The sequence below is a fragment of the Hymenobacter artigasi genome (genome assembly GCF_012275535.1).
GTDB lineage: Bacteria > Bacteroidota > Bacteroidia > Cytophagales > Hymenobacteraceae > Hymenobacter > Hymenobacter artigasi.
The window spans coordinates 1-24,898 of the sequence record NZ_JAAVTK010000004.1 but is presented as its reverse complement, the minus strand read 5'-3'; the positions used below and the strand labels follow the sequence as shown (position 1 = coordinate 24,898).

24 protein-coding genes are annotated in these 24,898 nt (G+C 61.4%); 9 read left to right on the top strand and 15 right to left on the bottom strand.

Translation table 11 applies throughout. The features are described 5' to 3' along the window. Positions 1-78: 78 nt before the first annotated feature. From HBN54_RS08265 to HBN54_RS08255, 3 genes are all read left to right on the top strand, one after another. The gene (locus HBN54_RS08265; protein WP_168672731.1) at positions 79-303 is read left to right on the top strand and encodes a hypothetical protein; all 225 of its coding nucleotides are present in this window, start codon (positions 79-81) and stop codon (positions 301-303) included. Between the two features lie 81 nt (positions 304-384). Then, a complete protein-coding gene (locus tag HBN54_RS08260) occupies positions 385-1,746 on the top strand; it encodes a 4Fe-4S binding protein (RefSeq protein WP_168672730.1) in 1,362 nt (453 codons plus the stop codon). A gap of 237 nt (positions 1,747-1,983) precedes the next feature. Next, positions 1,984-2,376, top strand: coding sequence for a hypothetical protein (locus HBN54_RS08255; RefSeq protein ID WP_168672729.1), 393 nt, complete (start codon positions 1,984-1,986; stop codon positions 2,374-2,376). A 123-nt stretch (positions 2,377-2,499) separates the two neighbouring features. Here the strand turns inward: HBN54_RS08255 and HBN54_RS08250 are convergent, their stop codons facing one another. Genes HBN54_RS08250 through HBN54_RS08240 form a run of 3 tightly spaced genes read right to left on the bottom strand, consistent with a single transcriptional unit; the run spans position 2,500 to position 4,448 of the window. Then, complete coding sequence (locus tag HBN54_RS08250) at positions 2,500-3,492, bottom strand: alpha/beta fold hydrolase (protein ID WP_168672728.1); 993 nt, start codon at positions 3,490-3,492, stop codon at positions 2,500-2,502. Between the two features lie 37 nt (positions 3,493-3,529). Beyond that, complete coding sequence (locus HBN54_RS08245) at positions 3,530-3,985, bottom strand: SRPBCC family protein (RefSeq protein WP_168672727.1); 456 nt, start codon at positions 3,983-3,985, stop codon at positions 3,530-3,532. Between the two features lie 7 nt (positions 3,986-3,992). After that, positions 3,993-4,448, bottom strand: a complete 456-nt coding sequence (locus tag HBN54_RS08240) for a peroxiredoxin (RefSeq protein ID WP_168672726.1) — start codon at positions 4,446-4,448, stop codon at positions 3,993-3,995. 94 nt (positions 4,449-4,542) lie between these two features. On the opposite strand from HBN54_RS08240, the gene HBN54_RS08235 reads away from it, so the two are divergent. The 3 genes from HBN54_RS08235 (at position 4,543) to HBN54_RS08225 (ending at position 8,257) form a co-directional block, all read left to right on the top strand. Next, positions 4,543-5,241 carry a glycosyltransferase family 2 protein gene (locus HBN54_RS08235; RefSeq protein ID WP_168672725.1) on the top strand — a complete coding sequence of 233 codons (699 nt, stop codon included), beginning with the start codon at positions 4,543-4,545 and terminating at the stop codon, positions 5,239-5,241. A 97-nt stretch (positions 5,242-5,338) separates the two neighbouring features. Continuing rightward, positions 5,339-6,796, top strand: a complete 1,458-nt coding sequence (locus HBN54_RS08230; RefSeq protein ID WP_168672724.1) for a glycosyltransferase — start codon at positions 5,339-5,341, stop codon at positions 6,794-6,796. 105 nt (positions 6,797-6,901) lie between these two features. Continuing rightward, positions 6,902-8,257: a hypothetical protein gene (locus HBN54_RS08225; protein WP_168672723.1), complete on the top strand. Its 1,356-nt coding sequence runs from the start codon at positions 6,902-6,904 to the stop codon at positions 8,255-8,257. A 126-nt stretch (positions 8,258-8,383) separates the two neighbouring features. Here the strand turns inward: HBN54_RS08225 and HBN54_RS08220 are convergent, their stop codons facing one another. The 8 genes from HBN54_RS08220 to HBN54_RS08185 all read right to left on the bottom strand — a co-directional run bounded on the left by HBN54_RS08220 (position 8,384) and on the right by HBN54_RS08185 (position 14,486). Next, a complete protein-coding gene (locus HBN54_RS08220; RefSeq protein WP_168672722.1) occupies positions 8,384-9,280 on the bottom strand; it encodes a hypothetical protein in 897 nt (298 codons plus the stop codon). A gap of 92 nt (positions 9,281-9,372) precedes the next feature. Further along, positions 9,373-10,023 (bottom strand): TIGR04282 family arsenosugar biosynthesis glycosyltransferase, encoded by a 651-nt coding sequence (locus tag HBN54_RS08215; protein WP_168672721.1) that lies wholly within the window; start codon positions 10,021-10,023, stop codon positions 9,373-9,375. Beyond that, on the bottom strand, positions 10,016-10,552 hold the full coding sequence (locus tag HBN54_RS08210) for a rhodanese-like domain-containing protein (protein ID WP_168672720.1): 537 nt from the start codon (positions 10,550-10,552) through the stop codon (positions 10,016-10,018). The genes HBN54_RS08215 and HBN54_RS08210 overlap by 8 nt, the downstream gene beginning before the upstream one ends. A 29-nt stretch (positions 10,553-10,581) precedes the next feature. Further along, entirely contained in the window at positions 10,582-11,631 is a 1,050-nt protein-coding gene (gene arsS / locus HBN54_RS08205) for an arsenosugar biosynthesis radical SAM (seleno)protein ArsS (RefSeq protein WP_168672719.1), read from the bottom strand. 110 nt (positions 11,632-11,741) lie between these two features. After that, entirely contained in the window at positions 11,742-12,080 is a 339-nt protein-coding gene (locus tag HBN54_RS08200; protein WP_168672718.1) for an arsenosugar biosynthesis-associated peroxidase-like protein, read from the bottom strand. A 45-nt stretch (positions 12,081-12,125) separates the two neighbouring features. Next, the gene (locus HBN54_RS08195; RefSeq protein WP_168672717.1) at positions 12,126-12,665 is read right to left on the bottom strand and encodes a heme NO-binding domain-containing protein; all 540 of its coding nucleotides are present in this window, start codon (positions 12,663-12,665) and stop codon (positions 12,126-12,128) included. Between the two features lie 335 nt (positions 12,666-13,000). Next, entirely contained in the window at positions 13,001-13,918 is a 918-nt protein-coding gene (locus tag HBN54_RS08190; protein WP_168672716.1) for an anti-sigma factor, read from the bottom strand. Positions 13,919-13,925: 7 nt separating this feature from the next. After that, positions 13,926-14,486: a sigma-70 family RNA polymerase sigma factor gene (locus tag HBN54_RS08185; RefSeq protein WP_317170192.1), complete on the bottom strand. Its 561-nt coding sequence runs from the start codon at positions 14,484-14,486 to the stop codon at positions 13,926-13,928. A 265-nt stretch (positions 14,487-14,751) separates the two neighbouring features. On the opposite strand from HBN54_RS08185, the gene HBN54_RS08180 reads away from it, so the two are divergent. Then, a complete protein-coding gene (locus HBN54_RS08180; protein WP_168672715.1) occupies positions 14,752-16,146 on the top strand; it encodes an NAD-dependent succinate-semialdehyde dehydrogenase in 1,395 nt (464 codons plus the stop codon). A gap of 37 nt (positions 16,147-16,183) precedes the next feature. On the opposite strand, the gene HBN54_RS08175 is transcribed toward HBN54_RS08180, so the two are convergent. The 3 genes from HBN54_RS08175 to HBN54_RS08165 all read right to left on the bottom strand — a co-directional run bounded on the left by HBN54_RS08175 (position 16,184) and on the right by HBN54_RS08165 (position 19,218). Beyond that, positions 16,184-16,948 carry a YdcF family protein gene (locus HBN54_RS08175; protein ID WP_168672714.1) on the bottom strand — a complete coding sequence of 255 codons (765 nt, stop codon included), beginning with the start codon at positions 16,946-16,948 and terminating at the stop codon, positions 16,184-16,186. A 29-nt stretch (positions 16,949-16,977) separates the two neighbouring features. Beyond that, the gene (locus HBN54_RS08170) at positions 16,978-17,337 is read right to left on the bottom strand and encodes a thioredoxin family protein (protein WP_168672713.1); all 360 of its coding nucleotides are present in this window, start codon (positions 17,335-17,337) and stop codon (positions 16,978-16,980) included. A gap of 114 nt (positions 17,338-17,451) precedes the next feature. Beyond that, a complete protein-coding gene (locus HBN54_RS08165; RefSeq protein ID WP_168672712.1) occupies positions 17,452-19,218 on the bottom strand; it encodes a DUF885 domain-containing protein in 1,767 nt (588 codons plus the stop codon). Between the two features lie 236 nt (positions 19,219-19,454). On the opposite strand from HBN54_RS08165, the gene aspA reads away from it, so the two are divergent. Then, on the top strand, positions 19,455-20,861 hold the full coding sequence (gene aspA / locus HBN54_RS08160; RefSeq protein ID WP_168672711.1) for an aspartate ammonia-lyase: 1,407 nt from the start codon (positions 19,455-19,457) through the stop codon (positions 20,859-20,861). Positions 20,862-21,044: 183 nt separating this feature from the next. Here aspA and HBN54_RS08155 read toward each other — a convergent pair whose 3' ends face one another. After that, entirely contained in the window at positions 21,045-23,615 is a 2,571-nt protein-coding gene (locus tag HBN54_RS08155; protein WP_168672710.1) for an alpha-amylase family glycosyl hydrolase, read from the bottom strand. A 202-nt stretch (positions 23,616-23,817) separates the two neighbouring features. Here HBN54_RS08155 and HBN54_RS08150 point away from each other — a divergent pair, with 202 nt between their 5' ends. Beyond that, complete coding sequence (locus tag HBN54_RS08150) at positions 23,818-24,696, top strand: alpha/beta hydrolase (RefSeq protein ID WP_168672709.1); 879 nt, start codon at positions 23,818-23,820, stop codon at positions 24,694-24,696. Positions 24,697-24,898: the final 202 nt, after the last annotated feature.

The window sequence follows — 24,898 nt, the reverse complement described above, 5'->3', positions numbered from 1 at the left end:
CCTGAAAAGCAGCTTGTAGCTGCAGTGCTGGCGCACCCATTTTTAATTTTTAATTATAAATTTTTAATTTCCTAATCCGTGGATTTCTCCAAGCTATACCGCCCCTCGGCCCTCAACAGCTTCCAGTTCATCGCGCTCACGGGCCTGCTGATGAGTGCCGGCGCGCACCTGATTCTGCACTTTTTCGTGGGCTACCTACCGGCCGGCTTCAACTGGCTCTACGTATGCTGGACGGGCTTTTATCTCGTAGGTACGCTCATCAACATCTTCGGCAAGCCCGACGAGCCGCACCACCATCATTAATTTAATGAGGAATGAAGAATTGGCCGAAGCGTCATTCAGCAATTCCTAATACTTCATTCCTAATTCTTCATTAACCAAAGAATGACGCCTACCCTCTCCCCGCCCCTGCCCGCGACTTCGCCCGCCGAAAAGCTCACGCTGGCCGTGGTGGCCGGCGGCCTGCTGGCCCTGCTCCTGGCCTGGGCCGATGCCGACCCCGCGCGCCGCACTACCTGGTTCTGGCTGGCCCTGGGCCTGGTGAGCGCCGGTACCTTAGCCTGGAGCTGGCTGAAGTTTGGCCAGCACCCGGCGGGCGTGCAGCAGGACAACCTTTGGCTACGGGCCAGCACCGGACGCGGCGCCATTGCCTGGATTACCGGGCTGGTGCTCACCGGCTTCTACGTGGTGCTGTACTGGTACAGCGGCGACGATGGCAAGGGCAATTTTGGCCTGCTCAACAACTTGGTGCATCCACTCGATAGCTTTAGCCAGGCCCTGCGGGGCCGGCCGGCCGACCAATGGTTTCTCTACGGCACGTTCTACACGCTGGCGATACTGCTGATGGGCGGCCGGGCGCTGTGGAAATACCGCCACTCGCGCTACCAGGTTATCCGCACGGCTTCGGTGATGTTTTTCCAGCTGGGCTTTGCGTTTCTGATTCCGGGGCTGCTCCAGTTTTTCCAGCAGCCGGAGTTTTATTTCACCTACTTCTGGCCGCTGCACTACCAGTACCTGTGGCCCAGCGATGTGCATAGCCTCGTCCAGAACGGGCAGGCGCTGGGCGTGTTCATGGTGTTCTGGGGCGCGGTGATGTCATTTGTGGCCACGCCCGTGCTCACGTACTTCTACGGCAAGCGCTGGTACTGCTCGTGGGTGTGCGGCTGCGGCGGCCTGGCCGAAACCGCCGGCGACCCCTACCGCCATCTATCCGACAAAAGCCGCACCGCCTGGCGCTGGGAGGTCCGCATTATCTACACCGTGCTGGGGCTGATAATTGCCATTACGGCGCTGCTGTGGGTACACTTCGCCACCGGCGGCACGCTGCTGGGCGAGGCCGGTAATGTAGGGGCCAAGTGGTACGGCTTTGCCATCGGGGCCGTGTTTTCGGGGGTCATCGGGGTGGGCTTCTACCCCTTGATGGGCTCGCGGGTGTGGTGCCGCTTCGGCTGCCCCATGGCCGCTTACCTGGGTCTGCTGCAAAAGCATTTCTCGCGCTTCCGCATCAGCACCAACGGCGCGCAGTGCATCTCGTGCGGCAACTGCTCCAACGTGTGCGAGATGGGCATCGACGTGCAGCAATATGCCCAGCGCGGCGAGCCCATCATCCGGGCCTCGTGCGTGGGCTGCGGCATGTGTAGCACCGCATGCCCCCGCGGCGTGCTCAACCTGGAAAACGGCCCGCGCGAAGGCCGGTATCAGGCCTCGCAGTTGATTCACGCCGATTCGCTGCGGATTTTGAGCTAGCTGATTCAGAAGTTTAACAGCGTTTCACCAGCTTGATAGCGAATGATTTCCGAACTTTGAAAGATGAACGAGTTCATTAAACTAACAGTACTTGGCAGAGGCTTGCTGCAAATAATTTTCAGTCAACTAGTTACTGCTCACTGAAAAGATGAAAGTAATCTTTTGCCCTATATTTTGAGTGCAAGCAACTAATACACAGCAGCAGCGGTCACGTCCATGTAATCATTCCCCTATTTTATGAAAACGATTTTTTCGTGCTGCCTGCTGAGCGGACTGCTATTTGCCAGCAGTGGGTGTCAGAAATGCGAGGAAGCCCCCGCAGTTACTTCTGAATCCTGTGCCTCAGATAAGCAGCCCGTGAAAACGGTGACGAACGTAGAAGGCACGATTGGCTTCGAACCTGCACTGCAACAGTATTACGTCCGTCGGGTAATACCAGGCACGTATGATTCGGTGGATTTCGGTATGCTTTGTGGGACCTTGCCGACAAACCTGCAAAGGGTGGGCAACCAAGTGCTGTTTAGCGGCACTTATAAACCATACGATAAGCAGCCGCCTCTTGGACCTGCTGGTCGCACATTCTATTACTTGGAAGTAACCAAGGCATTAGTGCAAAAAAAAGACGAGTAACGGCCACTTAGTTACCAAGTTATAAGCCTCCTCTGCTCACTAGCAGGCGTTAACCTAAACGGGGGTTAAGGTACAGTGGACAGAGTACTTACGTACTGCCAAAGTCGGGTCGTATTCTTAACCCTACCCTAAAAACCCCAGCAGCGCCTTGTAAAACTGCGCCGGAGCTTCCAGATGCGGGATGTGCCCCACGTTCGGAATCTCCACCAGTTTTGCGCCCTTTATTTCGGCGGCGGTGCGGCGGCCCAGCGCCGGGTATTGGCCCATTTGGGCCAGTATTTTGGGGTCTTTTATCAGGCCTTTGCCCACCACCGTGCGGTCGGCCTGACCGATGATGAGTAGCGTGGGCATGGTTATGCGGCTGAATTCGTAGCTCACCGGCTGTTGGTATATCATCTCGAAGGTGAGGGCGTTGGCACGGGCTACTTTGGGGAAATCGGGGCTGCGGGTTTGGGCGGCCAAGGGCAACAGCCACTGGTCGTGGGCCGCCGGGTAGCCGTTGGGGTAATAAGTTGCGTGGTACTTGCGGATACTGGCTTCGGTGCTTTTCAGCTCGTTGGCTTCGGCCTGGTCCACGGATTGGAAGGGCACACCCACGCGGTAATCCTCCAGGCCGATGGGGTTTTCGAGCACCAGCTTTTCGGTGGTTTCGGGGTACATCAGGGCGAAGCGGGTGGCCAGCATGCCGCCCATGCTATGGCCCACTATTACGGCATTTTTCACGCCCAGCGTGTCGAGCAAGTGCCTGGTATTGCGGGCCAGCTGATGAAACGAGTAGTGGATATCCGGCTTATCCGACTTGCCAAAGCCCAGTTGGTCGGGCACCACCACCCGGAAACCAGCGGCGGCCAGCGTCTTTATCGTCTCGCGCCAGTAGGACCCGAAGAAGTTCTTGCCGTGCAGCAGCACTACGGTGCGGCCGTTGGTCTTGGCGGTGGGCGGCACGTCCATGTAGGCCATGCGCAGGGCCTGCCCTTCCAGCTTCAGCGGCAGGTAGCGCACCGGGAACGGATATTCGTAGCCGTCGAGCGTGGCGTTGATAGGCGCGGTCTGGGCCGGGGCGGCAGTAGTGGCCAGCAACAGGGGCAGCAAGAGAAAGAGCAGGAAACGGGGCATCGTGGAAGCAATTGGTGAGGTTGCTTCTACGGGAAACCTAGCGGTTTTGCTCAAGCTGCTGTTTCAACATCGCATTCCGAGCCCGCAGAAACCGGGTTAGGTACCGCTTCAAAAACAGCTTATCGAACCAGCGCCCCACGAACCCCAGCGGACTACTAAACTCAAAAATATCGCGCACCCGGGTACCACCCGGCACCGCCTCAAAATAATGGTCGTGCCGCAGCGTTCGGAATGCACCCCTGACCATCTCATCCCGGAAATGATGGGGTGGCGTGGCCGCCGAAATCCGCACCGTCAGGCGCTGGCGGATGCCCAGGTGCCGCGCTTCCCAGGTCACTACGTCGCCAAGCTTCAGCTGCCCATCAGCGGGGCCAGCTACCACGCGCTCCCCCGTTTGGAGCGTGGAAGCGAGGTGGGCCTGCACGTTCAGCGCCAGCGCATAGCAAGCCTCGGGGGGCACCTGCACCATCATTTCCAGCTCAATGCGCGCCATTTATTGGTTAGGCGGGCAGCCCTTGCAGCACCTTTTTGGCGTTGCTCACATGGTCGGTAGCGCCACTCAAGGAGTTGAAGATATACTGAACAACTCCTTCTTTATCAATCACAAATGTGACGCGCCCGGGCAGCAGGCCCAGCAGGGCGCGGGGCACCTCGTAGAGCTTGCGCACTTTCCCGTCGGTATCGGCCAGCAGCTCGAAGGGCAGGCGGTGCTTCTGGGTGAATTTCTGGTGCGACTTCTCGCTGTCGGAGCTGATGCCGATGACTTCGGCCCCGAGGTCCTTGAAATCCTCGTACTGGTCGCGGAACGAGCAGGCTTCGGCGGTGCAGCCGGGGGTATCGTCCTTGGGGTAGAAGTAAAGCACCAGGTGCCGGCCACGCTGGTCGGCCAGGCGGAATGTTTCGCCGGAAGTGGTGGTGAGCGTGAAATCGGGAGCGGGCTGGCCTACCTGGAGCATACAACGGGGGATTGAAAAAGAGCCGCAAGGTAGCGGCACGGTGCGGCTTTACGGCGGCGGCGGCATCTTTGTGGCCCGTTACACCATTTGCTTCATGCCCCAGCCCCGCGTCAGCGTTATCATTCCCGCCCACAACGAGGCCGCCGCCATTGGCCTGGTACTGGCCGAAATCCCGGCTGGTTTGGCGCAGGAGGTGATTGTGGTCGATAACAACTCGACCGACAACACCGGTGAAATGGCCCGGGCCGGTGGGGCCACCGTGCTGCGCGAGCCCCGGCCCGGCTACGGCTACGCCTGCCTGGCAGGCATGGCCCACGCCTTTGGCCGGCCGCAATCCGAACAGCCCGACTTCGTCGTATTTCTCGATGGCGACCATTCCGATTTCCCCGAACAAATGCCCGAACTACTGGCCCCGCTCCTACGCGGGGAGGCCGACCTGGTCATCGGCTCCCGCGCCCTGGGCGTGCGCGAAAAGGGCTCCCTCCTACCCCAGCAGCGGTTTGGCAACTGGCTGGCCGCCCGCTTGCTCAACATCCGCTACGGCGGCACCGTCACCGATTTGGGACCGTTCCGGGCGGTTACGGCCCCGGCCCTGCTGCGCATTGGCATGGAAGACAAAACCTACGGCTGGACCGTGGAAATGCAGGTGAAAGCTGCCCGCCTGGGCCTGCGCACCGTGGAAGTGCCCGTGCGCTACCGCAAGCGCATCGGCACGAGCAAGGTGTCGGGCACGGTGCGCGGCACCCTCGGGGCGGGCTACAAAATTCTGTGGACGATTTTTAAATACTGGTAATTTTTTCCGGTCGGTAAGTTTCCGGCCCGGCCCGCGTCTGCCCGGTCGGTGGAGCTGTTTTTTTGGTTGTGTTGCGAATCTTTATTCTTTGTTTCTGATGGCGGTACTGCCCCTTTTGCTGGTGGTGCTGTACACCCTGTGCCTGCTGTTCATCCTGGGGTTTAGCGCGGGGCAGTGGCAGCTCACGCGGCTGGCCCTGCGGGCGTATGCCAAGGGGCTGGCTCCGGCCCCACCCGCGCCGGCCAAGTGGCCCCGTGTGCTGGTGCAGCTGCCGCTCTACAACGAGCAAAACGTGGTGGAGCGCATTATCGACGCCGCCGCTGCCCTCGACTATCCCGCCGACCGCCTGCACATCCAGGTGCTCGACGACTCCACCGATGCCACCGTGGCCCTGGCCGCCGCCCGCGTGGCCCATTACGCCGCCCGGGGCCTGCGCATCAGCCACGTATGCCGGCCCGACCGGGAGGGCTACAAAGCCGGCGCGCTGCGCTATGGGCTGGAAGAAAATGCGGATGAGTTCGTGGCCATTTTCGACGCGGATTTCGTGCCCGACCCGGATTTTTTGCGGCGCACCATCCCCTTCTTTTTGCAGGATAAAGCAGTGGGCGTGGTGCAAACCCGCTGGGGGCACCTGAACGAGAACGAGTCGCTGCTGACCCGCCTGCAGGCCTTTGGGCTGAACGCGCACTTTCTCGTTGAGCAGGTGGGGCGCACGGCGGCGGGCTTTTTCATCAACTTCAACGGCACGGGCGGCGTGTGGCGACGCGCCTGCATTGACGATGCCGGCGGCTGGCACACCGACACCCTCACCGAAGACCTCGACCTGAGCTACCGCGCCCAGCTGCGCGGCTGGCGCTTCATCTTCCGCCCCGAAATAGTGGCCCCCGCCGAGTTGCCCGCCATGATGGATGCTCTCAAATCGCAGCAGTTCCGCTGGACCAAGGGCGCGGCCGAAACCGCCCATAAGCACCTCGGCAACATGTGGCGCTCCCAGCAGCCGCTGGGCGTGAAGCTGCAGGCCACCTTCCACCTGCTCAACAGCAGCGTGTACATCGTCATCATGCTCATGGCACTCCTTAGCGTGCCACTGGTGTTTGTGCGGGCGCAGCACCAGGAGTTTAAGGGCGTGTTTCGATTGGCTTCGGTATTTCTGATTGGGTTCACGCCGCTCATTTATTACTACTACACTGCCTGGCGGCTGGCCCACCCCACCAAGCCACTGTGGCGCTACCCGGTATTTTTCCTGTTGTTTTTATCGGTTTCGATGGGCCTGTCGCTGCACAATGCCCGGGCCGTGGTACTGGGCTGGTGGGGCAAGCGCACGCCGTTTGTGCGTACGCCCAAGGCCGGCACCGGCAGCCCCGCCCGCAAGCGGCGCTACCGCACCGGCGGCGTGGGCGGCCTTGTAATTCTGGAAGGCGTGCTGGCAGTGTACTTCGCGTTTGGCCTCGCGGCCGGCCTTTACCTCAACGACTTCGGACTGCTGCCGTTTCACTCGCTGCTCACCATTGGCTTCGCGGCGATTTGCTACTATTCCGTCCGCGACGACAACTAAGTAGTCGATAATCAGACGGAAATTAATTGACTGATTTTTAGATAGCTGAAATCTGATTACTGACTACTTATTCCGGACTACCTACTCAACAGAACGCTGAAACCCTTGTCTCTCAAGCTGCCTTCCGTTTCTCAGGTTGCGGCGCTGCTGCTGGCCGGCGGGGCGTACGCGGGCTTAGCATTTGCCACCCCAAGGGTAAATTTTGGCCAGCTTGCGGGCTTGTTTGCGGTGGCGCTGGGGGCGTATGCGTGGCTGCTGCACAGCCGGTTGCCGCTGCGCTGGGGGCTGGGTGCGGCGCTGGCGTTCCGGCTGTTGTGGCTGCCGGCCACGCCGGCTTTTTCCGACGATTTTTTCCGCTTTCACTGGGATGGCCTGCTGGTAGCGCACGGCGTGAACCCGTTCCGGTTTCGGCCCGATGAGATAATTGCCGACGGTGCCCGCACCGCCCTGCCCGATGCCAGCGTGCGCAACGCGGTATTGCCCGAGCTTCAGCAGCTATACCGGCAGCTCAACTCGCCGCACTACTACTCGGTATACCCGCCGGTGTGCCAGGCGATATTCGGGGGCGCGGCCCGCCTGTTTCCGGCTTCCGAGCACGGGTTTGTCACCTGCCTGCGCCTGGTAATTATGGCCGCCGAAGCCGGCACCGCCTGGCTCCTGCTGGCGTTGCTGGCCGCCATGGGCTGGCCCCGGGTTCGGGCGCTGCGCTACCTGCTGCACCCGCTGCCCATCATGGAACTCACTGGCAACCTGCACTTCGAGGCGCTGGCCCTGTGCTTTCTACTCCTGGCCATCTGGCTGCTGAGCCGGCAGCAATGGGCCAAGTCGGCGGGGGCGCTGGCCCTGGGCGTGGCCGCCAAGCTGCTGCCGCTGCTGGTGCTGCCCTTGCTAATCAGGCGGCTGGGCTGGCGGCGATTTCTGGCATACGCGGGCATGGTGGCGGGCACGCTGCTGGTGCTGTTCAGCCCGTTCCTGTCGGTAGCGCTGGTCGTCAACATCAGCCGCAGCCTGAACCTGTATTTCCGCAGCTTCGAGTTCAATGCCAGCATCTACTACGTGGTACGGGCCATTGGCTACCAACTCACTACGTACAACGAAATTGCCCAAATCGGCCCGGCGCTGGCGCTCACCGGCGGCCTGCTTGGGCTGGCGCTGGCGTGGCGCGAGCGCCACCTCACCGTAGCCTCGCTGGCCCAAACGCTGCTGCTGATGCTTACCGCGTATTATGCCCTGGCCACTACCGTGCATCCGTGGTATCTCACGCTGCTCATCGGGCTGGGGGCGCTGTCGCGCTTCCGCTTTCCGTTGGTGTGGGGCGGGCTGGCGGTGCTTTCCTACGCCGCCTACCGCAGCAGCGCCTACACCGAAAACCTGTGGCTGGTAGCGCTGGAATATGTGGTTACGCTCGGGGTACTGGTGTGGGAGCTGACGCTGGGTTTACGCAATCGGGCAGCAGAATGATAGTAGAAAAGCAAGACACACCAAACGCAGCGCATTTTCTTACAGCCCCTTTAAAGCTAGCAAACGGCGCATCTGAGTTTCTGCAAAAATGCCACCGCTATGCGGCTCCAACTCCGCAACTGAGGGCTATTTAGGCCAATAGGCGTAGCGGCGCACTGATTTCAGACGCAGCATGCGGCCATCCCAGGTAGCCTGGCGGAGCAGGATATTAGGGTACTTTTTGGCGAACCAGTACACGCTTTCCTTGCCGGGAGCCAGCGCCAGGGCCACGCGCCAGGCGGGCTCGGCCGCATCGGCGGCGGGGGCTTCGGCGGTGGTGAGGCGGGCCTGATAGTAGACCGGCGGCGTGGCCTTGTTGGTTTGCTGCAAATCCAGCACCGTCAGGTTGAAGCTGGGCTTTTGGTCGAATCTCAGGGCGCGGAGCGTGTACGGCAGGGCATCTTCGAGAATGATATCGCGGCGCAGGTCGCGGTTGTTATCGCCCTGGCCGTCCCAGTAAGAATGAAACCACATCTCGAAATTCACCCCGTCGTCGATGATGGACTTGAAGGTATTGCCGCACCATTCCTGCGACGACGACGACATTTTGAACAGCGACACCGGCTGGTCGCGCCGGAAGAACAGCGACGTGAGGTAATGGTACGGGTATTGGTCGGTCTGAATATTACAAAACTGGTTGATTTTCATCACCGGAAACAGGTCATCCCGCTTGTAGTCGTCCGTTTTCACGTTGAACTGCTGGTTGAACTCCTCCTTCACCGTAATCTGGGTGTACTCAAACAGCCGCTTCTTCTTATAAACAACCCGTTCGGCATCGTAGGTTGCTACTTCGGCCAGGCCGTCTTCCCACAGCTTGTGCATGGCCCATTGCTGGTCGAAAGCAGGCATCACGGCCTGCAAGGCCTGGGCCGAAACCGGCGTTCGCGCTTTCGCCGGCTTGTCTTCGGTCGGCGTGCAGCCGCTCAGGAGCAGGCCGGTAAGCAGCAAGGGCATCAAGCGGCGTAGCGGCGGGCAGCTCATCATATCGGGCAGGCGTTGGAAAGACGAAGAGAGGAGCGGTACGCTACGAACGGGCCTGAATGCGATACTGGCAAAGCAAGCCAGCCAAAATAGGTCTAGCTTCCGCTCGCAGCGCGCCAGACGGCCAGGTCGTCGGCGTTGTCCACGTCGCGCAAGGTAGGCAAAAAGGCTGCCCGCAAGCCCAGCCGGGTGGCATCGGCCAGCGTATCGGTCAGAACCGAATCGGTGCTCCAGGTTTTGTTCAGAAACAGCTCGGGCTGGGGCTGGCGCAGGCCGAGCAGGTAATAGCCGCCATCGGTGGCCGGCCCCAGCACCAGGTCGTTGGTTTCGAGCAGCGCAAAAGCCTCGTTCAGGTGCGTGTCGCGCAGGCCCGGGCAATCGGTTCCGATGATGGCCACGCGCCCTGCCCCCGCGGCAAAGGCCGCCGCAAACGCGGTGGTCATGCGCGCGCCGAGGTCGCCCTCAGGCTGGCATTTAGCGTGGTGGGCTGCCCACTCGCGGGTTTCGGCCGTGGTGGGCTCCGGCCCGGCAGTATCGGCCAGCCACACGGTGGCTGGCACGCCCGTGGCCATCACGGCGGTGTTGGTAATGGCCAGCAGCTCGTGGTAGACAGCCAGCGCGGCAGGTGCTCCCACCCCGGCCGCGAGCCGGCTTTTTACCCGGCCCAGGGCCGGAACACGGGCAAATACCAGCAAATGGGAGTCGCTATCTGATTGCGCAGCGTGGGCCGCAAGGTCTTCACTCATAAACTTTTCGGCCCCGCTTCAGCCAGGGGCTCCAGAACGTGGAATAAGGATGCACATTGTTGGTGGGACCGGCGGAGTCCACCACGGGGTGGCCTTCGTTCACCCACTCAAACAGCCCGCCGTAGAGGTTGCGCACATCGCGAAACCCCAGGGCGTGCAGGCGCTCGCCCAGCCGCTCGCTCCGCACGCCCACCGAGCAGTACACCACCACGGGCTGTCTACGGTCGATGCCGGCAAGCTGCACGGTAGCAACGGAGTCGAACGGCACGAAACGCGCTCCGCGCAGGTGGCTCACTTGGTATTCAATGGGCGTGCGCACGTCGAGCAGCAGCGGCGGAGCGGGCTTGGCCAGCTCCGTTGCCAAGGCAGCGGCGGGCACCGTGGGCACAGTGTTGTGGTACAGCGTGCGTAGTAGCTGCTTGTAGAGCATGCCGGGACCGGCCGTTTCATCACCGGCTCCGCTCCCGCAGGCCCCCAGCGCCAGTAATCCGGCACTCAGGCTAATACGAATGAGTCGGGGCCAGCTCATGGGGAGAAGATTTAAAGTTCGATTTGCCACTAAGCCGTAGCCCCGCCGCAGCTGGAGCCCGCGCCGGCGGTGCAGCCATAACAGTGCTGGTTCACCACGATGTTCCGGTTTTGCAGCGCATCGAGGTCAAAATCGCGGATGTGCCGGGCCGAGGCGGTGGCTACCGGCAGGTCCAGCATCTGGTTGAAGTCGCAGTCGTAGAGCAGGCCGTCCCAGCCCACCGAGATGGTGCTGCGGCACATCACATTGGCGGCGGCTACGGGGTTGTAGGCCTGCACCAGCTTGTCCATGTAGCCGTCGTAGTTGCCGCTTTCAATTAAATAATCAAGAAAGCGACTAACGGGCAGGTTGGTGATAGCCAGGAGGTTATTGAAGCTCACGCCGTGGTCGCGGGTCAGGCGCTGCTTGAACTCGCGCTCCAGGCTAACCTGGTTGCCGGGCAGGAATGCGCCCGACGGGTTGTACACCAAATCCAGCATCAGGCCCGAGCCTTCTATGCCATAGCCCACGGCGTTGAGCATGTGCAGGGCCCGCATCGAGCGGTCGAACACGCCTTCGCCGCGCTGGGCGTCGGTGCGGCCGGCCGCGAAGTGCGGCAGCGACGACACCACCTGCACGCCGTGCTTGACGAAAAACTCGGGCAGGTCGTTGTACTTCTTGTTTGCTACGATGATGGTCAGGTTGCAGCGCACGATAACCTGGCGGCCCAGGGCCGAAATGCCCTCCACGAACCAGCGGAAATCCGGGTTCATCTCGGGGGCGCCGCCGGTGAGGTCTACCACCTGAATATCGGTCTGCGCCAGCGCATCCAGGCACTGCTGCATGGTTTCGCGGGTCATGATTTCGGTGCGGTCGGGGCCGGCATCTACGTGGCAGTGCTTGCACACCTGGTTGCACATTTTGCCCACGTTTATTTGCATCACCTTCATTTCGGTGGGCCGCAAGGGCAACAGGCCGGTTTCGCGCAGCTTGGCGGCGAAAGCGGGAAAGCGGGCACCCACCGTCTGCGCCGGGTTGAGGACGTCGAGCTGGTAAGTGGAATCAGCCAGCGCGTGATGCTGGGCGTGGAGAGATTTCATGAATTTAATTTACAGGAGGATGTAAGGCACGATAATGCTGAACACAGATAGGTTATCGTAAAACGGAGGTAGGCCTTTCGAACTGCTTAGACAGCGCACCGCCCCAATCCTTACATCGACAGTTCTTTGGCTTTGTTCATCATCATGGTGGCGTGCACCAGCGTGGCACCGCCTTTAATGGCCGCCCCCACGTGCACGGCTTCCATCATCTGGGCTTCATCGGCCCCTTTCTGGAGCGAGTCGGCCGTGTAGGCGTCGATGCAGTACGGGCATTGCACCACATGGGCCACGGCCAGGGCAATCAGCGCTTTCTCGCGCTCGCTCAGCGCGCCTTCCTTGAATACCTCGCCGTAATAATCAAAAAACTTACGGCCCATTTCGGGCTGCCATTCGGAGATTTTTCCAAATTTGGCCAGGTCGGCCGGGTTGTAGTACGAAGCGTCGCTCATGGATTGAAGAAATAAATGAAGGAAGTTGAATCAGGGAAAGATAAGCTAGTGCCGACGTACGTGAATTCGGACCCGCTCGCCGTCTTCGGTGGTCGTGGGCATCACGTCGATACGGTCGGCTTCGTCGTAATACGCGGCCAGGCCACGCACGATACCCACCGCCAGCCCGCTCATGCGACGCGGCGACACGTAGTCAATCATCAGCTCGTTGGGGCCGAGGCGGCTGACTGCGAGCACGGGCGGCGAATTCTCGGTATGCTCCTGGCGCACTTGCTTGTGCATGGTTAGCTCGGTGTGCTCCAGCATATCCAGCGTTTTCCACTCGGGCTTGAGCAGGCGCTGATACATATACATGAGGTCGGGCACGAGGTATTCGCCAAATTTTTCGTGCAATTCCCCGGCCGAGAGGCCAGTCATTTCGGCCGCGTGGCCCACGAGGGCATAAATATGCTCGTCGGGATAAACGGTTTTGTGGTTGAACTCTACTTTATCGAGGCCCGCAAGCTCTACCAGCTTCACCCAGGTACTGTGGTCGTACTGGGTTTGCACATAGCGCTTTAGCAGGGTCAGAATGGTGCCGTGCATAGACGTTAAAGATGCATTTTTTAAGTGACAAACAATGCCGCCTGCCAGCCCAAACGGCCAGCAGGCGGCATTGTTCATTTTCGACGAAACCAGATGCTGTCTTTTTTCACTGACTGAATAACTGATGTTACGCTGGCAACGCTTGTGCCGCAAATTTCAACCGGTACATCGTTGCTGATTTCTCATCCTGAAAAACGGCTCAAAAGCTTTAAACCAGCAACGAGAAACCAGCAACGAGAAACCAGCAACGAGAAACCAGCAACGAGAAACCAGCAACAAAACCAGACGCTGCACAAGTCACTAGGCAACAGCAATGAAACCAAATTCGGGGCGGGCTAAATATTGCCTACCACCGTCATCGTGCTCAGGGTGGGGCCGGCGCTACCGCCAGCGGGCTCAATGGTCATGGCAAAGGTTTGGGCGCTGGCAATGTCCTTCATGTGCTGGAGGCCTTCGCCCGAGGCCGTGGCCACGGTGAGCACCCCGGCATCAATCGGCTTGCCATTGTCGAGGGCCCAGAGCTGGTACTGCTTGTCGGCGGGCAGCGGCGGCAGGCTGCGCACGTCTATGTACACCTTGTGGGTGGCCACGTTGAACAGCACCCGGGCGTGAGCCGAGGGCGCGGTTTTGGTGCCGGCCAGGGCCACGGCGCGAAACTCGTCGTTGCGCAGCACCTGGTTTTCCTGTTGCAGCGCGCCCAGCTTCTCGTTCACGACCTGCGTGGTAGCGGCAAAGCGGGACTGGTTGTTTTGCAGCGCTACCAGTTCCGAGCTGGCGTTTTTCCAGTTCGAATACAGCAGCATATTGCCGCCCAGGCTCAGCAGCAGGGCTACCGAGGCAGCAATGGCCCAACCCGAGCGGCTGGCCGGCGCCTGCACGGGCGCGGAGGACATGGGCCGCACCACGGCTTCGGGCGCGGCGGCCACCGGCTGCGGAGCGCTGGCTACGGGGCCGGGGCGGCTGGTGGTCTGGGCTACGGCATCCACGTCGGCGCGGAGGCTGGCATTGGCGGCGGGGCCCGCAATCTGGGCCAGTACGTTGCTCAGTACCCGCTCGCGCATGGCGGCGGGGGGCGCAATGGCGTGGGCTTCGGCGTAGAAACCCAACGCTGCCTGAACCTGCTCCAGCTCGGCCCGGATGGCGGGGTGGCTGGCGGCCTGGGCTTCCACTGCCGCCTGCTCGGCGGCCGAGAGCTCGCCCAGAGCATATTGCTCCAGGATGCCCGATTCTATATAGTCTTGGAAGTTTTCCACGGTAGGTTCAGCGAATAAGTTTGCTTAGGACTTTGATAGCGGTGCGGGCGCGGGTTTTCACCGTCCCCAAGGGGATGTTGAGCTCCTCGGCCACCTCACTTTGGGTGAAGCCCTCGAAATAGAGCATGTCGATAATCTGGCGCTGCTCAGGAATTAGCTTTTGGGTAATTTCCTGCAGGCCAATGTGCTCGGGGCGGAAGGTTGTGGGCGCGGCCTGGCGCTGCGCCGTCAAACTATCGTCCAGCCCCGTTGTTTTGCTACCTACGCGGTGCTGTCGTGAGCGGATTTTATCGATGCTCAGATTCCGGCAAATGTTCAGTACCCAGGTGAATAAACGGCCCTTGGTGGGGTCGTAGCTGGCAAAGGCATTCCAGATTTTTACCAGGGCTTCCTGCAACACGTCCTCGGCCTCGTCCTCGGCCTTCACAATGCGAAAGATGACGCCGTAGAGCGCGGCCGAATACCGGTCGTAGAACAGCGTCATGGCCGTCTGGTCGCGGGCCTGCAGGCGCCGGACCAGGTCCTCCTCGGCGGCAGGTGGGAGGGAAATTAACGGATTATCGGACACGGGAGTGACTGAAAGTGAGTAATAAAGCGGAAAGGCGGGGCCTTACGGAGCGCACGAAAATACGGTGTGCCGCGCAATTGCCCGTATACGGCCTTACGCGGGCCGCAACTAAAGCCGGCAACCGCTATTTTGGTTGCCGCCGCCGCCACAACCCGCAACGGGGCTATGATGTTGACCAGCTACTTATCTACGGTTCGTAGCCGCCGCTTTTTGCGGCAGCAATAGCCCGTGCACGCTCCTTATTTTACTGATTTTCTTTTTCGCAATGCCCATCGAGTCCTACAACCCCTACACCAACCGCGTCCTGCGCCGCTTCACCGCCTTTAGCTGGGCCAAAACCGAGCGCATTCTCGGCCAGGCCCACCGGGCGGCGGCCACCTGGCCCGCCACCACGTTTGCCCACCGCGCCGGGGTGCTGCGCCGGGCCGCCGCCCTGCTGCGCGAACGCCAGGACGAGTTGGCCCGCCTCATGGCCCTGGAAATGGGCAAGCCCATTGCCGACGGCCGCGCCGAAGCCCTGAAATGCGCCACCTGCTGCGACTACTACGCCGAGCACGCCGAGGAATTTCTCAGCGACGAACTCATCAAAACCGACGCCGGCCGCAGCTTCATCAGCTACCAGCCCATTGGCGTGGTGCTGGCCGTGATGCCCTGGAACTTCCCCTTCTGGCAGGTGGTGCGCTTTGCCGCGCCGGCCCTCATGGCCGGCAACGTAGGCCTGCTCAAGCACGCCTCCAACGTGCCGCAGTGCGCCCTTGCGCTGGAGAAGATATTTCACGACGCGGGCCTGCCGCCGGCCTGCTTTCGCACGCTGCTCATCGGGTCCGATTTGGTGGAGAAGCTCATTGCCGATGACCGCGTGATGGCCGTGACGCTCACGGGCAGCGAGGGCGCGGGCGCGGCCGTGGCCGCCACCGCCGGGCAGCACATCAAGAAAACCGTGCTGGAGCTGGGCGGGTCCGACCCGTTCATCGTGCTGGCCGATGCCGACGTGGCCCTAGCCGCCAAAACCGCCGCCCAAAGCCGCATGATAAACAGCGGCCAGAGTTGCATCGCGGCCAAACGCTTCATCGTGGAGAAAAAGGTAATTAAGGAATTCATCAGCCACCTCAAAACCCACCTGCTGGCCCTGCGCCCCGGCGACCCGCTCGACGAGGCTACGCAATACGGCCCCATGGCCCGCCCCGACCTGGCCGACGAGCTCAGCGAGCAGGTGAACGACTCGGTAGCCCAGGGTGCCAAAGTGGAGCTGTACGGCGGGCAGGCCAAGCCCGGTACCGCCCTCTTCCGGCCCATGATTCTGTCGAACATCAAGCCCGGCCAGCGGGCTTATGCCGAGGAATTATTCGGCCCCGTGGCGCTGGTGCTCGAAGCTAAAAATGCCGACGATGCCGTGCGCCTCGCCAACGATTCGCGTTTCGGCCTGGGGGCCGCCGTGTGGACCGGGGACCCCAAAAAGGGCGAGGCCATGGCCCGCCAGATTGAAAGCGGGGCGGTGTTTGTAAACGGCCTGGTGAAGTCGATGTCTGAAATGCCGTTTGGCGGCGTGAAGAAATCGGGCTACGGCCGCGAGCTTTCGTATTTGGGCATCCGCGAGTTCGTCAATCAGAAGTCGATTTGGATTGGCAAGGAAGTGGTGCCAGTGGCAAAAACGGAGTAGTATGACGTTCTGGGTATTCCGTTGCCCGCTGCTTTCCCTACAAATACCCCAACACTTTGTACGTCAGCCAGCCCGTCATTTCGTGCACCAGCAGGCTGATATTGACCATTGCCTCCGGGCTGGGCACCAGCCAGGCATCGGGCGATAAGCGGCGGTCGGCGCTGCGGTAGCCGGCCGGGAAGCTGATGGGGTGCAGCCCGACTTTGGCGAAGCAGCCCATGGCCCGCCGCTGGTGAAAGGCGGAGGTAACAAGAATGAGCGTATCCAGCTCGGGCCGGGCGGCCACCAGCTTTTGCGTGAACAGCGCGTTTTCGCGGGTGTTGCGGCTCTGGTCTTCGAGCAAAATGGCGGAGTTGGGCACGCCCGCGAGCCGTAGCAGCGTGGCCAGGTCGCTGGCCTCGGTGTGGGCGGCCGTTTTCACGGTGCCCGAGCCGCCGGAAATGATGATGCGGCGCACCCGGCCGGCCCGGTACAGCCACAGCGCGCTGGTGAGGCGGTCGGCCCCGGGGCCGAGATACACCCGGTCGTGAGGCGACTTGTTGACGCTGGTGATGCCGGTGAGCAGCACGGCGGCATCGGCGTGGCGGGGCAGGGCGGCCAGGGCTACGGGGGGCTGTTCCCAGGCCAGCAGCAGCTCATTGGCCAGGAATGGATTGGTGCTGAGCAGCGTGAGCACCAGCGCAGCCACCAGCCAGCGCCGCTGGCGCGGCGGCCGCGCTACCAATGCCGCAATTAGCAGTGCCACCAGCCACACGGTGGGCAGCAGCGCAAAGTCGAGAACCTTCGAGAGCAGAAAAAACACGCCCAAAGGTAGCGCCCAGCCGGGACGGACTACCCGTTATCGGGCACAAAGGCGCGGAGGCGGTCAAGCTGAGCCTGTACGGCAACGTCCGTTTTGAGGGAGTCGCACTCCAGGAGTCGGCCCTGACAGTAGCTCACGAAAAACGGCGAGGCGCGCTCATTCATCAACTGCTTGGCCACGGGATTTTCCTCCGACGAAAGGCGCACAAACTGAATGTCGCGGTATTCTTCGTCTTCTGCAAATTTGGCGAAGCCCGGACCCAGCAGCTTGCATATCGCGCAGTCTTCGGCCGTGAATTTGGCAAAGACTTTTTGGTGCTCGTAGATGCGGTGACGCAAGCCTTCGTCGTTGGTATCGAGCACCGGATTGGTGAGTAATAAATCAGCCATTGAAATAAGCGTAGTTGCAGGGAAAAAGGGGGCAGCACAAGCCGAAGCAGGCATGCGGCCCCCATACACGCCGGAAAGCGGAAAGATTCCCGCTTTCCGGCTGCTCCCACTATTCTACCGGTTGGCTTGATTTGGCCGCAGCATCAGCTCCCGGATGTATTTCACCGGGGCGCTGCCGTAGCTGAGGAATTTTTCGTTGAACGATTTCAGGTCAAAGTCTTTGCCTTCTTTCTGCTTCAGCTCCTGGCGCAAGGCGTAGATTTCGGTGTAGCCGGTGAAATAGCTGCTGAGCTGCACCTGGCTGAGGGTGGCGCGCAGCCACTTGCCCCGGGCCTCGGCTTCTTCCTGGAAGCCCTCGCGGCGGAGCATGGCCACCACGGCGGCTTCGCTCATGTTTTCGGCCTGAATGGCGTGGTCGATAACGGCGTTCAGGGTCGAGCGCATGTTCCATTTGTCCCACATCAGCCACATTTCGTCGGAGTTGTTGCCGTAGCCGCTTTCCAACATCATGCGCTCCGAATACACGGCCCAGCCTTCTACCATCGCGCCGTTGCCAAAGATGCTTTTCACCAGCGAAGGCGAGCGGTTGGCGTAAACGAGTTGGGTGTAGTGGCCCGGAATGGCCTCGTGAATGTTGAGAATCTGGAGGGTGTAGTCGTTGTATTCGCGCAGGTAGCTTTCGGCCTGGGCGGGCGTCCACTCGGCGGGCAGGGGCTCCACGTTGTAGTAGGTATTCGCGCCCTTATCATAGGGGCCGGGGGCCGATACGCTGGCGCCCGCGCCGCTGCCGCGCATGTAAAGTGGCGTTTCGCGCACCACCAACGGCTTGCTGGGGTCCTGAGTCAATAATTTATGTTCGTTCACGAAGGCTACCAGGGTCGGAATCTGGCGCTTCACGGCATCTACGAAACCGTCGCGCGGGGCGTGCTTCAGGGTGAGCTGGTTGATGACGGCCGTGATGAGGGCGAGGGTGTCGGCCGGGGCTTTCTGGCCGGGGAAGTACTTGGGATAGAGGCGGGCGGCGCGGTGGCCCATGTCGTGCAGCAGCTCGGCCTTATGGGTCAGGGCCTGCTCATACACTTCGGCGGCAGTGAAGCGCGACTGAATATCGTAGGCAAATTTCTGGTCGAACAGCTCCTTGCCGATGCGGAACGAGCGGAACGAGCCCTTGGTCAGCACGTCGTTTTTGAGGAAATCCATGTAGCCCTGCACGGCCTTGCTGGCGGCGGCCACGCGGTCGGTCAGCGTCTTTTTCTCGGCTTCAGTCAGGCTCGATTTGCGTACCGAATCGGCCAGCGCGGAACCGAAAACGGCCAGGCCGCCCGCGTTTTGCTTGATGCCCAGTTGCGTATGCTCCTTCGTCGGGTTGCTGATGTTGGCGCGGGCGGCGGCGTAGAACTCGGCCGCGTGGCTGATTTTATCGGAGATGTTGCGCAGGCGGCGGTCGAGCGGGAAGTGGCGGCCGTTGAGCAGGTCGCCCACCGAGGCCCCGAGGTTGTAGCTGGCCGGGTTCCACTGCCAGTTTTTGAGAGTGTCGGCGTACCAGCGCTCGGCGCGCAGCTCGTTGCGGAGCAGGCGCAGGTCAATCTGGTTGTTGGGCGAGAGGCTGTCGAGGGTGAATTTGCCCAGCGTGGCCAGTTTGTTTTGGGCGAAAGCATCGTCGGCCTGCCGCTGGGCAGCGTTGGGAATCAGCAGCAGCGAGTCGTATTTGTGGTAGCCCATGCCGGAGGCATAGTCCGGATTCTGCTTCCACAGGGCTTCGATAAACTGACCTTTAGAGGCATCGAAGCGGGCATCGGGGCCGGTGGCGGTGGCCGATTTATCGGCCTGTGAGCAACTGGCGAGGGCCAGGGCCAGGATAGGCAGGTAGCTGAATTTCATGGGTGGGGTTTGAACGATGAAAAAAGACCGTTATGCAGAGCGCAGCGAAGCATCTTTACCTCAATAGTAATTAACACGAATGCAACGAAGCGGTAAAGATGCTTCGCTGCGCGCTGCATGACGTGCGACAAACCCACACACACGCAAAAACCCGCCACGTTGCAATGCGCCGCCGTAGGTTTGTCCCGCCATCTGGCCATTCCTTAACTATCCATCCTCCCACCCCAAAATTCCCCATGTCCACTTCCCGCATCGAACACGACTTCCTCGGCGAACGCAGCCTGCCCGATACCGCCTACTACGGCATCCAGACCCTGCGCGCGCTCGAAAACTTCGACATCACCGGTATTCCTATTAAGAACGAGCCGCTGTTTGTGCAGGCGCTGGCCTACGTGAAAAAAGGCGCGGCCCTGGCCAACAAAGAGCTCGGCGTGCTGCCCGCCAACATTGCCGATGCCATTGCCGATGCCTGCGACCGCGTGGCCACCGGCGAGTTCGATAATCAGTTCCTGACCGACATGATTCAGGGTGGCGCGGGCACTTCGGTGAATATGAATGCCAACGAAGTGATTGCGAATGTCGCGTTGGAAATCATGGGCCACGCCAAGGGCGAGTACCAGTTCTGCCACCCCAACAACCACGTCAACTGCTCGCAAAGCACCAACGACGCCTACCCCACCGCCTTCCGCATCGCGCTCAACAACAAGCTGGTGGGCTACCGCGAAACCCTGAAAGTGCTGGCCGACGCCTTCGCCCAAAAAGGCGAGGAATTCCACGACATCCTCAAAATGGGCCGCACCCAGCTCCAGGATGCCGTGCCGATGAGCATGGGCGACGAGTTCCAGGCCTTCGCCACCAACCTGCGCGAGGAACTGCTGCGCATCGACGACTCGCGCCGCCTGATTAATGAAATCAACATGGGCGCCACCGCCATCGGCTCGCGCATCAACGCCCCCACCGGCTACCCCGAGCTCGTGACCGAGCACCTACGCACCATCACCGGCCTCAACCTGCTGCTGGCCGGCGACCTGTTCGAAGCCACCTACGACACGGGCGCCTACGTGCAGCTCTCCGGCGTACTGAAGCGCACGGCCGTGAAGCTCTCCAAAATCTGCAACGACCTACGCCTGCTCTCGTCCGGACCGCGCACCGGTTTCAACGAAATCAACCTGCCCGCCTTGCAGCCAGGCTCCAGCATCATGCCCGGCAAGGTGAACCCGGTGGTGCCCGAAGTAGTGAACCAAACCGCATTCTACGTCATCGGGGCCGACCTCACGGTGACCATGGCCGCCGAAGCCGGCCAGCTCCAGCTCAATGTAATGGAGCCAGTTATCAGCTTCGCGCTATTCACCTCCATTTCCTACATGACCAACGCCTGCCGCACCCTGCGCGACAAGTGCGTAGTGGGCATCACGGCCAATAAGGAGCACGCCGAGAGCCTCGTGCGCAACAGCATCGGCATTGTCACGCAGCTCAACCCGGTTATCGGCTACGAAGCCTCAGCCGAAATTGCCAAGGAAGCGCTAAAAACCGGCAAGTCGGTGCACGACATCGCCGTGACCGAGCGCGGGCTGTTGACCCAGGAAAAGTGGGACGAGATTTTCACGTTTGAGAATTTGATTCGGCCGGTGTTTATGAAGTAGGTCGTTCACCTCCCCCCCCGCCCCCCCTCCAAAAAAGAGGAGGAGCCACGGCGGCGCAGAGTTGCGCTAACAAAAAAGCCTCGCACCTGCGAGGCTTTTTTGTTATAATTTGACCTAAATCAGAAAGTCGTATGGCTCCCCCTCTTTTTTGGAGAGGGGGTCGGGGGGTGAGGTGACTTGGTCTTACCGCTCCACCACCAGCCGCTGCATAGCCACAGCTGCCCCTGACTGCACCCGCACAAAGTAAGTCCCAGCAGCCCAGCCACTGGTTTCCACCACGTAGCTGCTGCCGCTGAAGCTACGGGTTTGCAGCAGGCGGCCGGTGAGGTCGAATACCTGCAGCTGGCTTTGGGCGGCTGGGGCGGCGGCCAGCGCCAGGCGCACCGCGCCGGCCGTGGGATTTGGGTAAAGCGCCAGGGCGAAGGTGGGTTGGGCGCTGGCCGTAGCGGTGGCCGTGGTGGAGCGCAGGCGCAGCACCCAGGTTTGATTAGCGACCAGGGCCGGCAGCGTTGTGGCAAAGCTGCTGAAACCGCCCTGCGCGTTCACCGTGACGGTGCCGGCGGCCTGGCCGGTGTATAGCTCCGTCACTTGGTAGGTACCAGCGGCCAGCGTCGACATGGTGAGCGAAAGCGTGGAGCTGCTCACGGCCGTGCTGCCCAGGTTAGCGGCAATCACGGTAGCTTCCTGATTGAAAACGCGGGCGTAGGCCAGTACCGACGTGGCCGACGAGGTGACGGGCAGGTAGTAGCCCTTGCGCAGGGTTTCGTTGGCGGTGCGCAGGCCAATGAGCTTCTTGTAATGGCTGAGCAGCGAGTTGGCGTCGGCCTGCTCGGTGGCTACGTTGTAGGTGGCGTAGTTGGAGTTGAGGCTGCGCCAGGGCGTGCCGGTGGTGAAACCCGACTGGGTGCCGGCCGTCCACTGCATGGGGCGGCGCTTGTCTTCGTCGGGGCCGGTGCCGGCCATGCCCACTTCCTCGCCATAATAAAGAAAGGGCACGCCGGGCATGGTGAGGTAGAGCGCCGCCGCCTGTTTCATGCGGGCTACATTGCTGCCCAGGCCATCGAACACGCGGTTCTGGTCGTGGTTGGTGAGGAAGGTGGCGTACTGCAGGCGCGGGTAGAGGCTGGTGACGAGGTTGAGCTGGGTGCGCAGGGCCGTGGGGCTGCCCTGGCTCACGGCGTTGACGATGCTGCTGGACAGGTCGAACTCGAAGCAGAGGTCGAGCCGGCGGTTGCTTACGTAGGGGATTACGGCGCTGGTGTTGGTCCAAGCCTCGCCTACGGATAGCGCGGCCGGGTTCACGGCCTTCAGCGAGTCGTGAAATTCTTCCAGAATGCCGAAGGTTTCGGGCGTGTCGGCGGTGTTGCTGCCGGTTTCCACCAGGTAGCGCACGGCATCGAGCCGGAAGCCGTCGACGCCCTTGCGCAGCCAGAACCGGTCGGCGTCCCACATGGCGGCCTTCAACTGGGGGTTGCGCCAGTTCAAATCGGGCATGCCTTCCCAGAACGCGCCGTAGAAATAGTTGCCGTTGCGCGGGTGCCAGCCGCTGCCGCCAAACGGCCCGTAGCCCAGGTCGGTGGGCGACCACAAATACCAGTTGCGGTACGGGCTGGTAGTGCTGGCCGCGGCCTGCGTAAACCACGGATGCTGGCTGGAAGAGTGGTTCAGCACCATGTCCAGAATGACCTTGATGCCGCGCCGGTGGGCGGCGGCCAGGAAGGCATCGAAGTCGGCCATGGTGCCATAATCCGGCTCTACGGCTTTGTAGTCGCTGATGTCGTAGCCGTGGTAGCTGGGCGAGTCCATGATGGGCATCAGCCAGAGGCCGGTTACGCCCAGGTCGGTGGTGGTGGCGGGGTTGCCGTCGTTGAGGTAGTCAAGCTTCTGGGTGAGGCCGGCGAAGTCGCCTTTGCCATCGCCGTTGCTGTCGTAGAAGCTGCGCACGAATACTTCGTAGAACACGGCATCATTCCACCAGTACGTGGGGTAATTGGTGAGCGTGGCCCCATTGCAGGCCGCGCAGGTGCCAAAGCAGTAGCTGGGCGTGGTATTCACGACGGCCATGGCGCTCACCACGCGGGTGAGGGTGCCGGTGGCATCGGCGGTGCCACAGGCGGCGGGCACGGTTTCGGCCCCGGCCAGGGTGTTGCCGTTCACGAAGCGGTACTGGAACATGCCGGGGGCCGGCAGCGCAATCGTCACCTCGTAGATGCCGTCGCTGTTGTCGTCGGTCAGCGGCAGCGCGGTGGCGTCGTTATTCGCGCCGTAGCCGGCCAGAGCCTGAAAATTACCCACGACGTGCACGCCGGTGCGGGCCACGGTCTGGCCGGTCATGTCCACGGCGAAGCGCAGCTGCGTAGCGCAGTCGGCGAAGGCCACGATGGGCAGGCGCACGGCCGAGCCGCCCACCACTACCTGGCGGTTCACGTTGCCGCCCCCGTCGGTGATGCCGCAGGTGGCGGGCACCAGCTCGGAAACGCCCCAGGCGTTGCCGTTCACGAATTTGTAGAGGTAGGTACCTGCCGGCACGTTCACGGTGGCTTCCCAGACGTGGTCACCGTCAGGGTCGGTGAGGGCCGTGGTGGCGGGGTTCCAGTCGGCCGGAAAGCCGGCGGCGGCCTGGAAATTACCGGCTACGTGCACGCCCCCGGCGGGCACGGCCGTGGTGCCCATATCGACCCGAAAGGTGAGCTGATTGGCCTGGGCGCTGCCCCAGTTGGCCAGCAGGGCAATAAATAGTAAGCGAAACCTCATTATGCTAGTTGCTAAAAATCGAGGGGTAAAGTTACGCCCACCGCTGCCGGAACCCCTTGCCGCCTGTCATCCTGAGCGCAGCGAAGGACCTTATCGCGTCTGTATAAATCGTTCAGCGGTGATAAGGTCCTTCGCTGCGCTCAGGATGACAGGCGGCTCCGTTACTTTCGCCTCTTCTCCCACCAAAAATCCTACCCCACCTATGTCCCGTTTTCGCCTGCTCCTCCTCGCCTGCCTACTTCTCTCCGCCGCCGCGGCCCGCGCCGCCCGCGTCGACACCCTGGCTATTCCGAGTGCGGCCATGCACAAAACCTATCGGGCCGCCGTGGTGCTGCCGGCTTCCTACGCCAAGAATAAAAAGGCAAATTACCCGGTGCTTTACCTGCTGCACGGGGCCTGGGGCCACTTTTCCGATTGGCTGAATAAGACGCCTGATAAGCAGCTGCTGCACCGCCTGGCCGATGATTACAACCTGATTATCGTGAACCCCGAGGGCGAAACCTTCAGCTTCTACCTCAACAGTCCCGTGAGCCTCGATAGCCAGTTCGAAACCTACCTGACCCAGGAAGTCATCTCGAAAATCGACCAGACCTACCGTACCGTGGCCAACCGCAAGGGCCGCGTTATCGCCGGGCTGAGCATGGGCGGGCACGGCGCGCTCTTCCTCTCGGCCCGCCACCCCGACCTGTATTGCGCCGCCGGCAGCATGAGCGGTGCCCTCGACCTGCGCACCTGGAACCGCAAGCTGGCACCCGCCGAGGCCGCCGGCCGCGCCAGGCTCTGGGCCCCCATCCTCGGCTCAGAAGCCGATAATCCCGAGCGGTTCGCCGACAATTCAGTGCTGACCCTGGTCGAACAAATGCACCGCAACGGCCTGCCCCTCATCATCGATTGCGGGGTAGATGATGGCCTCATCGACATCAACCGCGAGCTGCACCGCCGCCTCGTGTACAACCACACCCCGCATGATTACACCGAGCGCCCCGGCGCCCACACCTGGGAATACTGGCAGACCGCGCTGCCCTACCAGGTGCTGTTTTTACAGCAGGTACTGAAAGTCAATGGAGCAGCCGTCGAGTAGCGGCTGATTGAAGCTATTTAGAAAGTAACCAGAACGGTGTAGAGACGCATCCTTGCGTCTCGTCGTTGAACAATAACGGCGGGTTTCGTTCAACGATGAGACGCAAGGATGCGATTTCTATGATTCAGGCAAGGGCCGTGGCATATTTTTCGTCATATTTTCGCTGGTTCAGGGCACAGGCAAAGAGCAGGTGCACGAGTTT

Excerpts from the sequence above, each read along its gene's own strand:
- HBN54_RS08260 (WP_168672730.1), top strand. The coding sequence starts at position 385 with ATGACGCCTACCCTCTCCCCGCCCCTGCCCGCGACTTCGCCCGCCGAA.
- HBN54_RS08255 (WP_168672729.1), top strand. The coding sequence starts at position 1,984 with ATGAAAACGATTTTTTCGTGCTGCCTGCTGAGCGGACTGCTATTTGCC.
- HBN54_RS08250 (WP_168672728.1), bottom strand. The coding sequence starts at position 3,492 with ATGCCCCGTTTCCTGCTCTTTCTCTTGCTGCCCCTGTTGCTGGCCACT.
- HBN54_RS08245 (WP_168672727.1), bottom strand. The coding sequence starts at position 3,985 with ATGGCGCGCATTGAGCTGGAAATGATGGTGCAGGTGCCCCCCGAGGCT.
- HBN54_RS08240 (WP_168672726.1), bottom strand. The coding sequence starts at position 4,448 with ATGCTCCAGGTAGGCCAGCCCGCTCCCGATTTCACGCTCACCACCACT.
- HBN54_RS08235 (WP_168672725.1), top strand. The coding sequence starts at position 4,543 with ATGCCCCAGCCCCGCGTCAGCGTTATCATTCCCGCCCACAACGAGGCC.
- HBN54_RS08230 (WP_168672724.1), top strand. The coding sequence starts at position 5,339 with ATGGCGGTACTGCCCCTTTTGCTGGTGGTGCTGTACACCCTGTGCCTG.
- HBN54_RS08220 (WP_168672722.1), bottom strand. The coding sequence starts at position 9,280 with ATGATGAGCTGCCCGCCGCTACGCCGCTTGATGCCCTTGCTGCTTACC.
- HBN54_RS08215 (WP_168672721.1), bottom strand. The coding sequence starts at position 10,023 with ATGAGTGAAGACCTTGCGGCCCACGCTGCGCAATCAGATAGCGACTCC.
- HBN54_RS08210 (WP_168672720.1), bottom strand. The coding sequence starts at position 10,552 with ATGAGCTGGCCCCGACTCATTCGTATTAGCCTGAGTGCCGGATTACTG.
- arsS (WP_168672719.1), bottom strand. The coding sequence starts at position 11,631 with ATGAAATCTCTCCACGCCCAGCATCACGCGCTGGCTGATTCCACTTAC.
- HBN54_RS08200 (WP_168672718.1), bottom strand. The coding sequence starts at position 12,080 with ATGAGCGACGCTTCGTACTACAACCCGGCCGACCTGGCCAAATTTGGA.
- HBN54_RS08195 (WP_168672717.1), bottom strand. The coding sequence starts at position 12,665 with ATGCACGGCACCATTCTGACCCTGCTAAAGCGCTATGTGCAAACCCAG.
- HBN54_RS08180 (WP_168672715.1), top strand. The coding sequence starts at position 14,752 with ATGCCCATCGAGTCCTACAACCCCTACACCAACCGCGTCCTGCGCCGC.
- HBN54_RS08170 (WP_168672713.1), bottom strand. The coding sequence starts at position 17,337 with ATGGCTGATTTATTACTCACCAATCCGGTGCTCGATACCAACGACGAA.
- HBN54_RS08165 (WP_168672712.1), bottom strand. The coding sequence starts at position 19,218 with ATGAAATTCAGCTACCTGCCTATCCTGGCCCTGGCCCTCGCCAGTTGC.
- aspA (WP_168672711.1), top strand. The coding sequence starts at position 19,455 with ATGTCCACTTCCCGCATCGAACACGACTTCCTCGGCGAACGCAGCCTG.
- HBN54_RS08155 (WP_168672710.1), bottom strand. The coding sequence starts at position 23,615 with ATGAGGTTTCGCTTACTATTTATTGCCCTGCTGGCCAACTGGGGCAGC.
- HBN54_RS08150 (WP_168672709.1), top strand. The coding sequence starts at position 23,818 with ATGTCCCGTTTTCGCCTGCTCCTCCTCGCCTGCCTACTTCTCTCCGCC.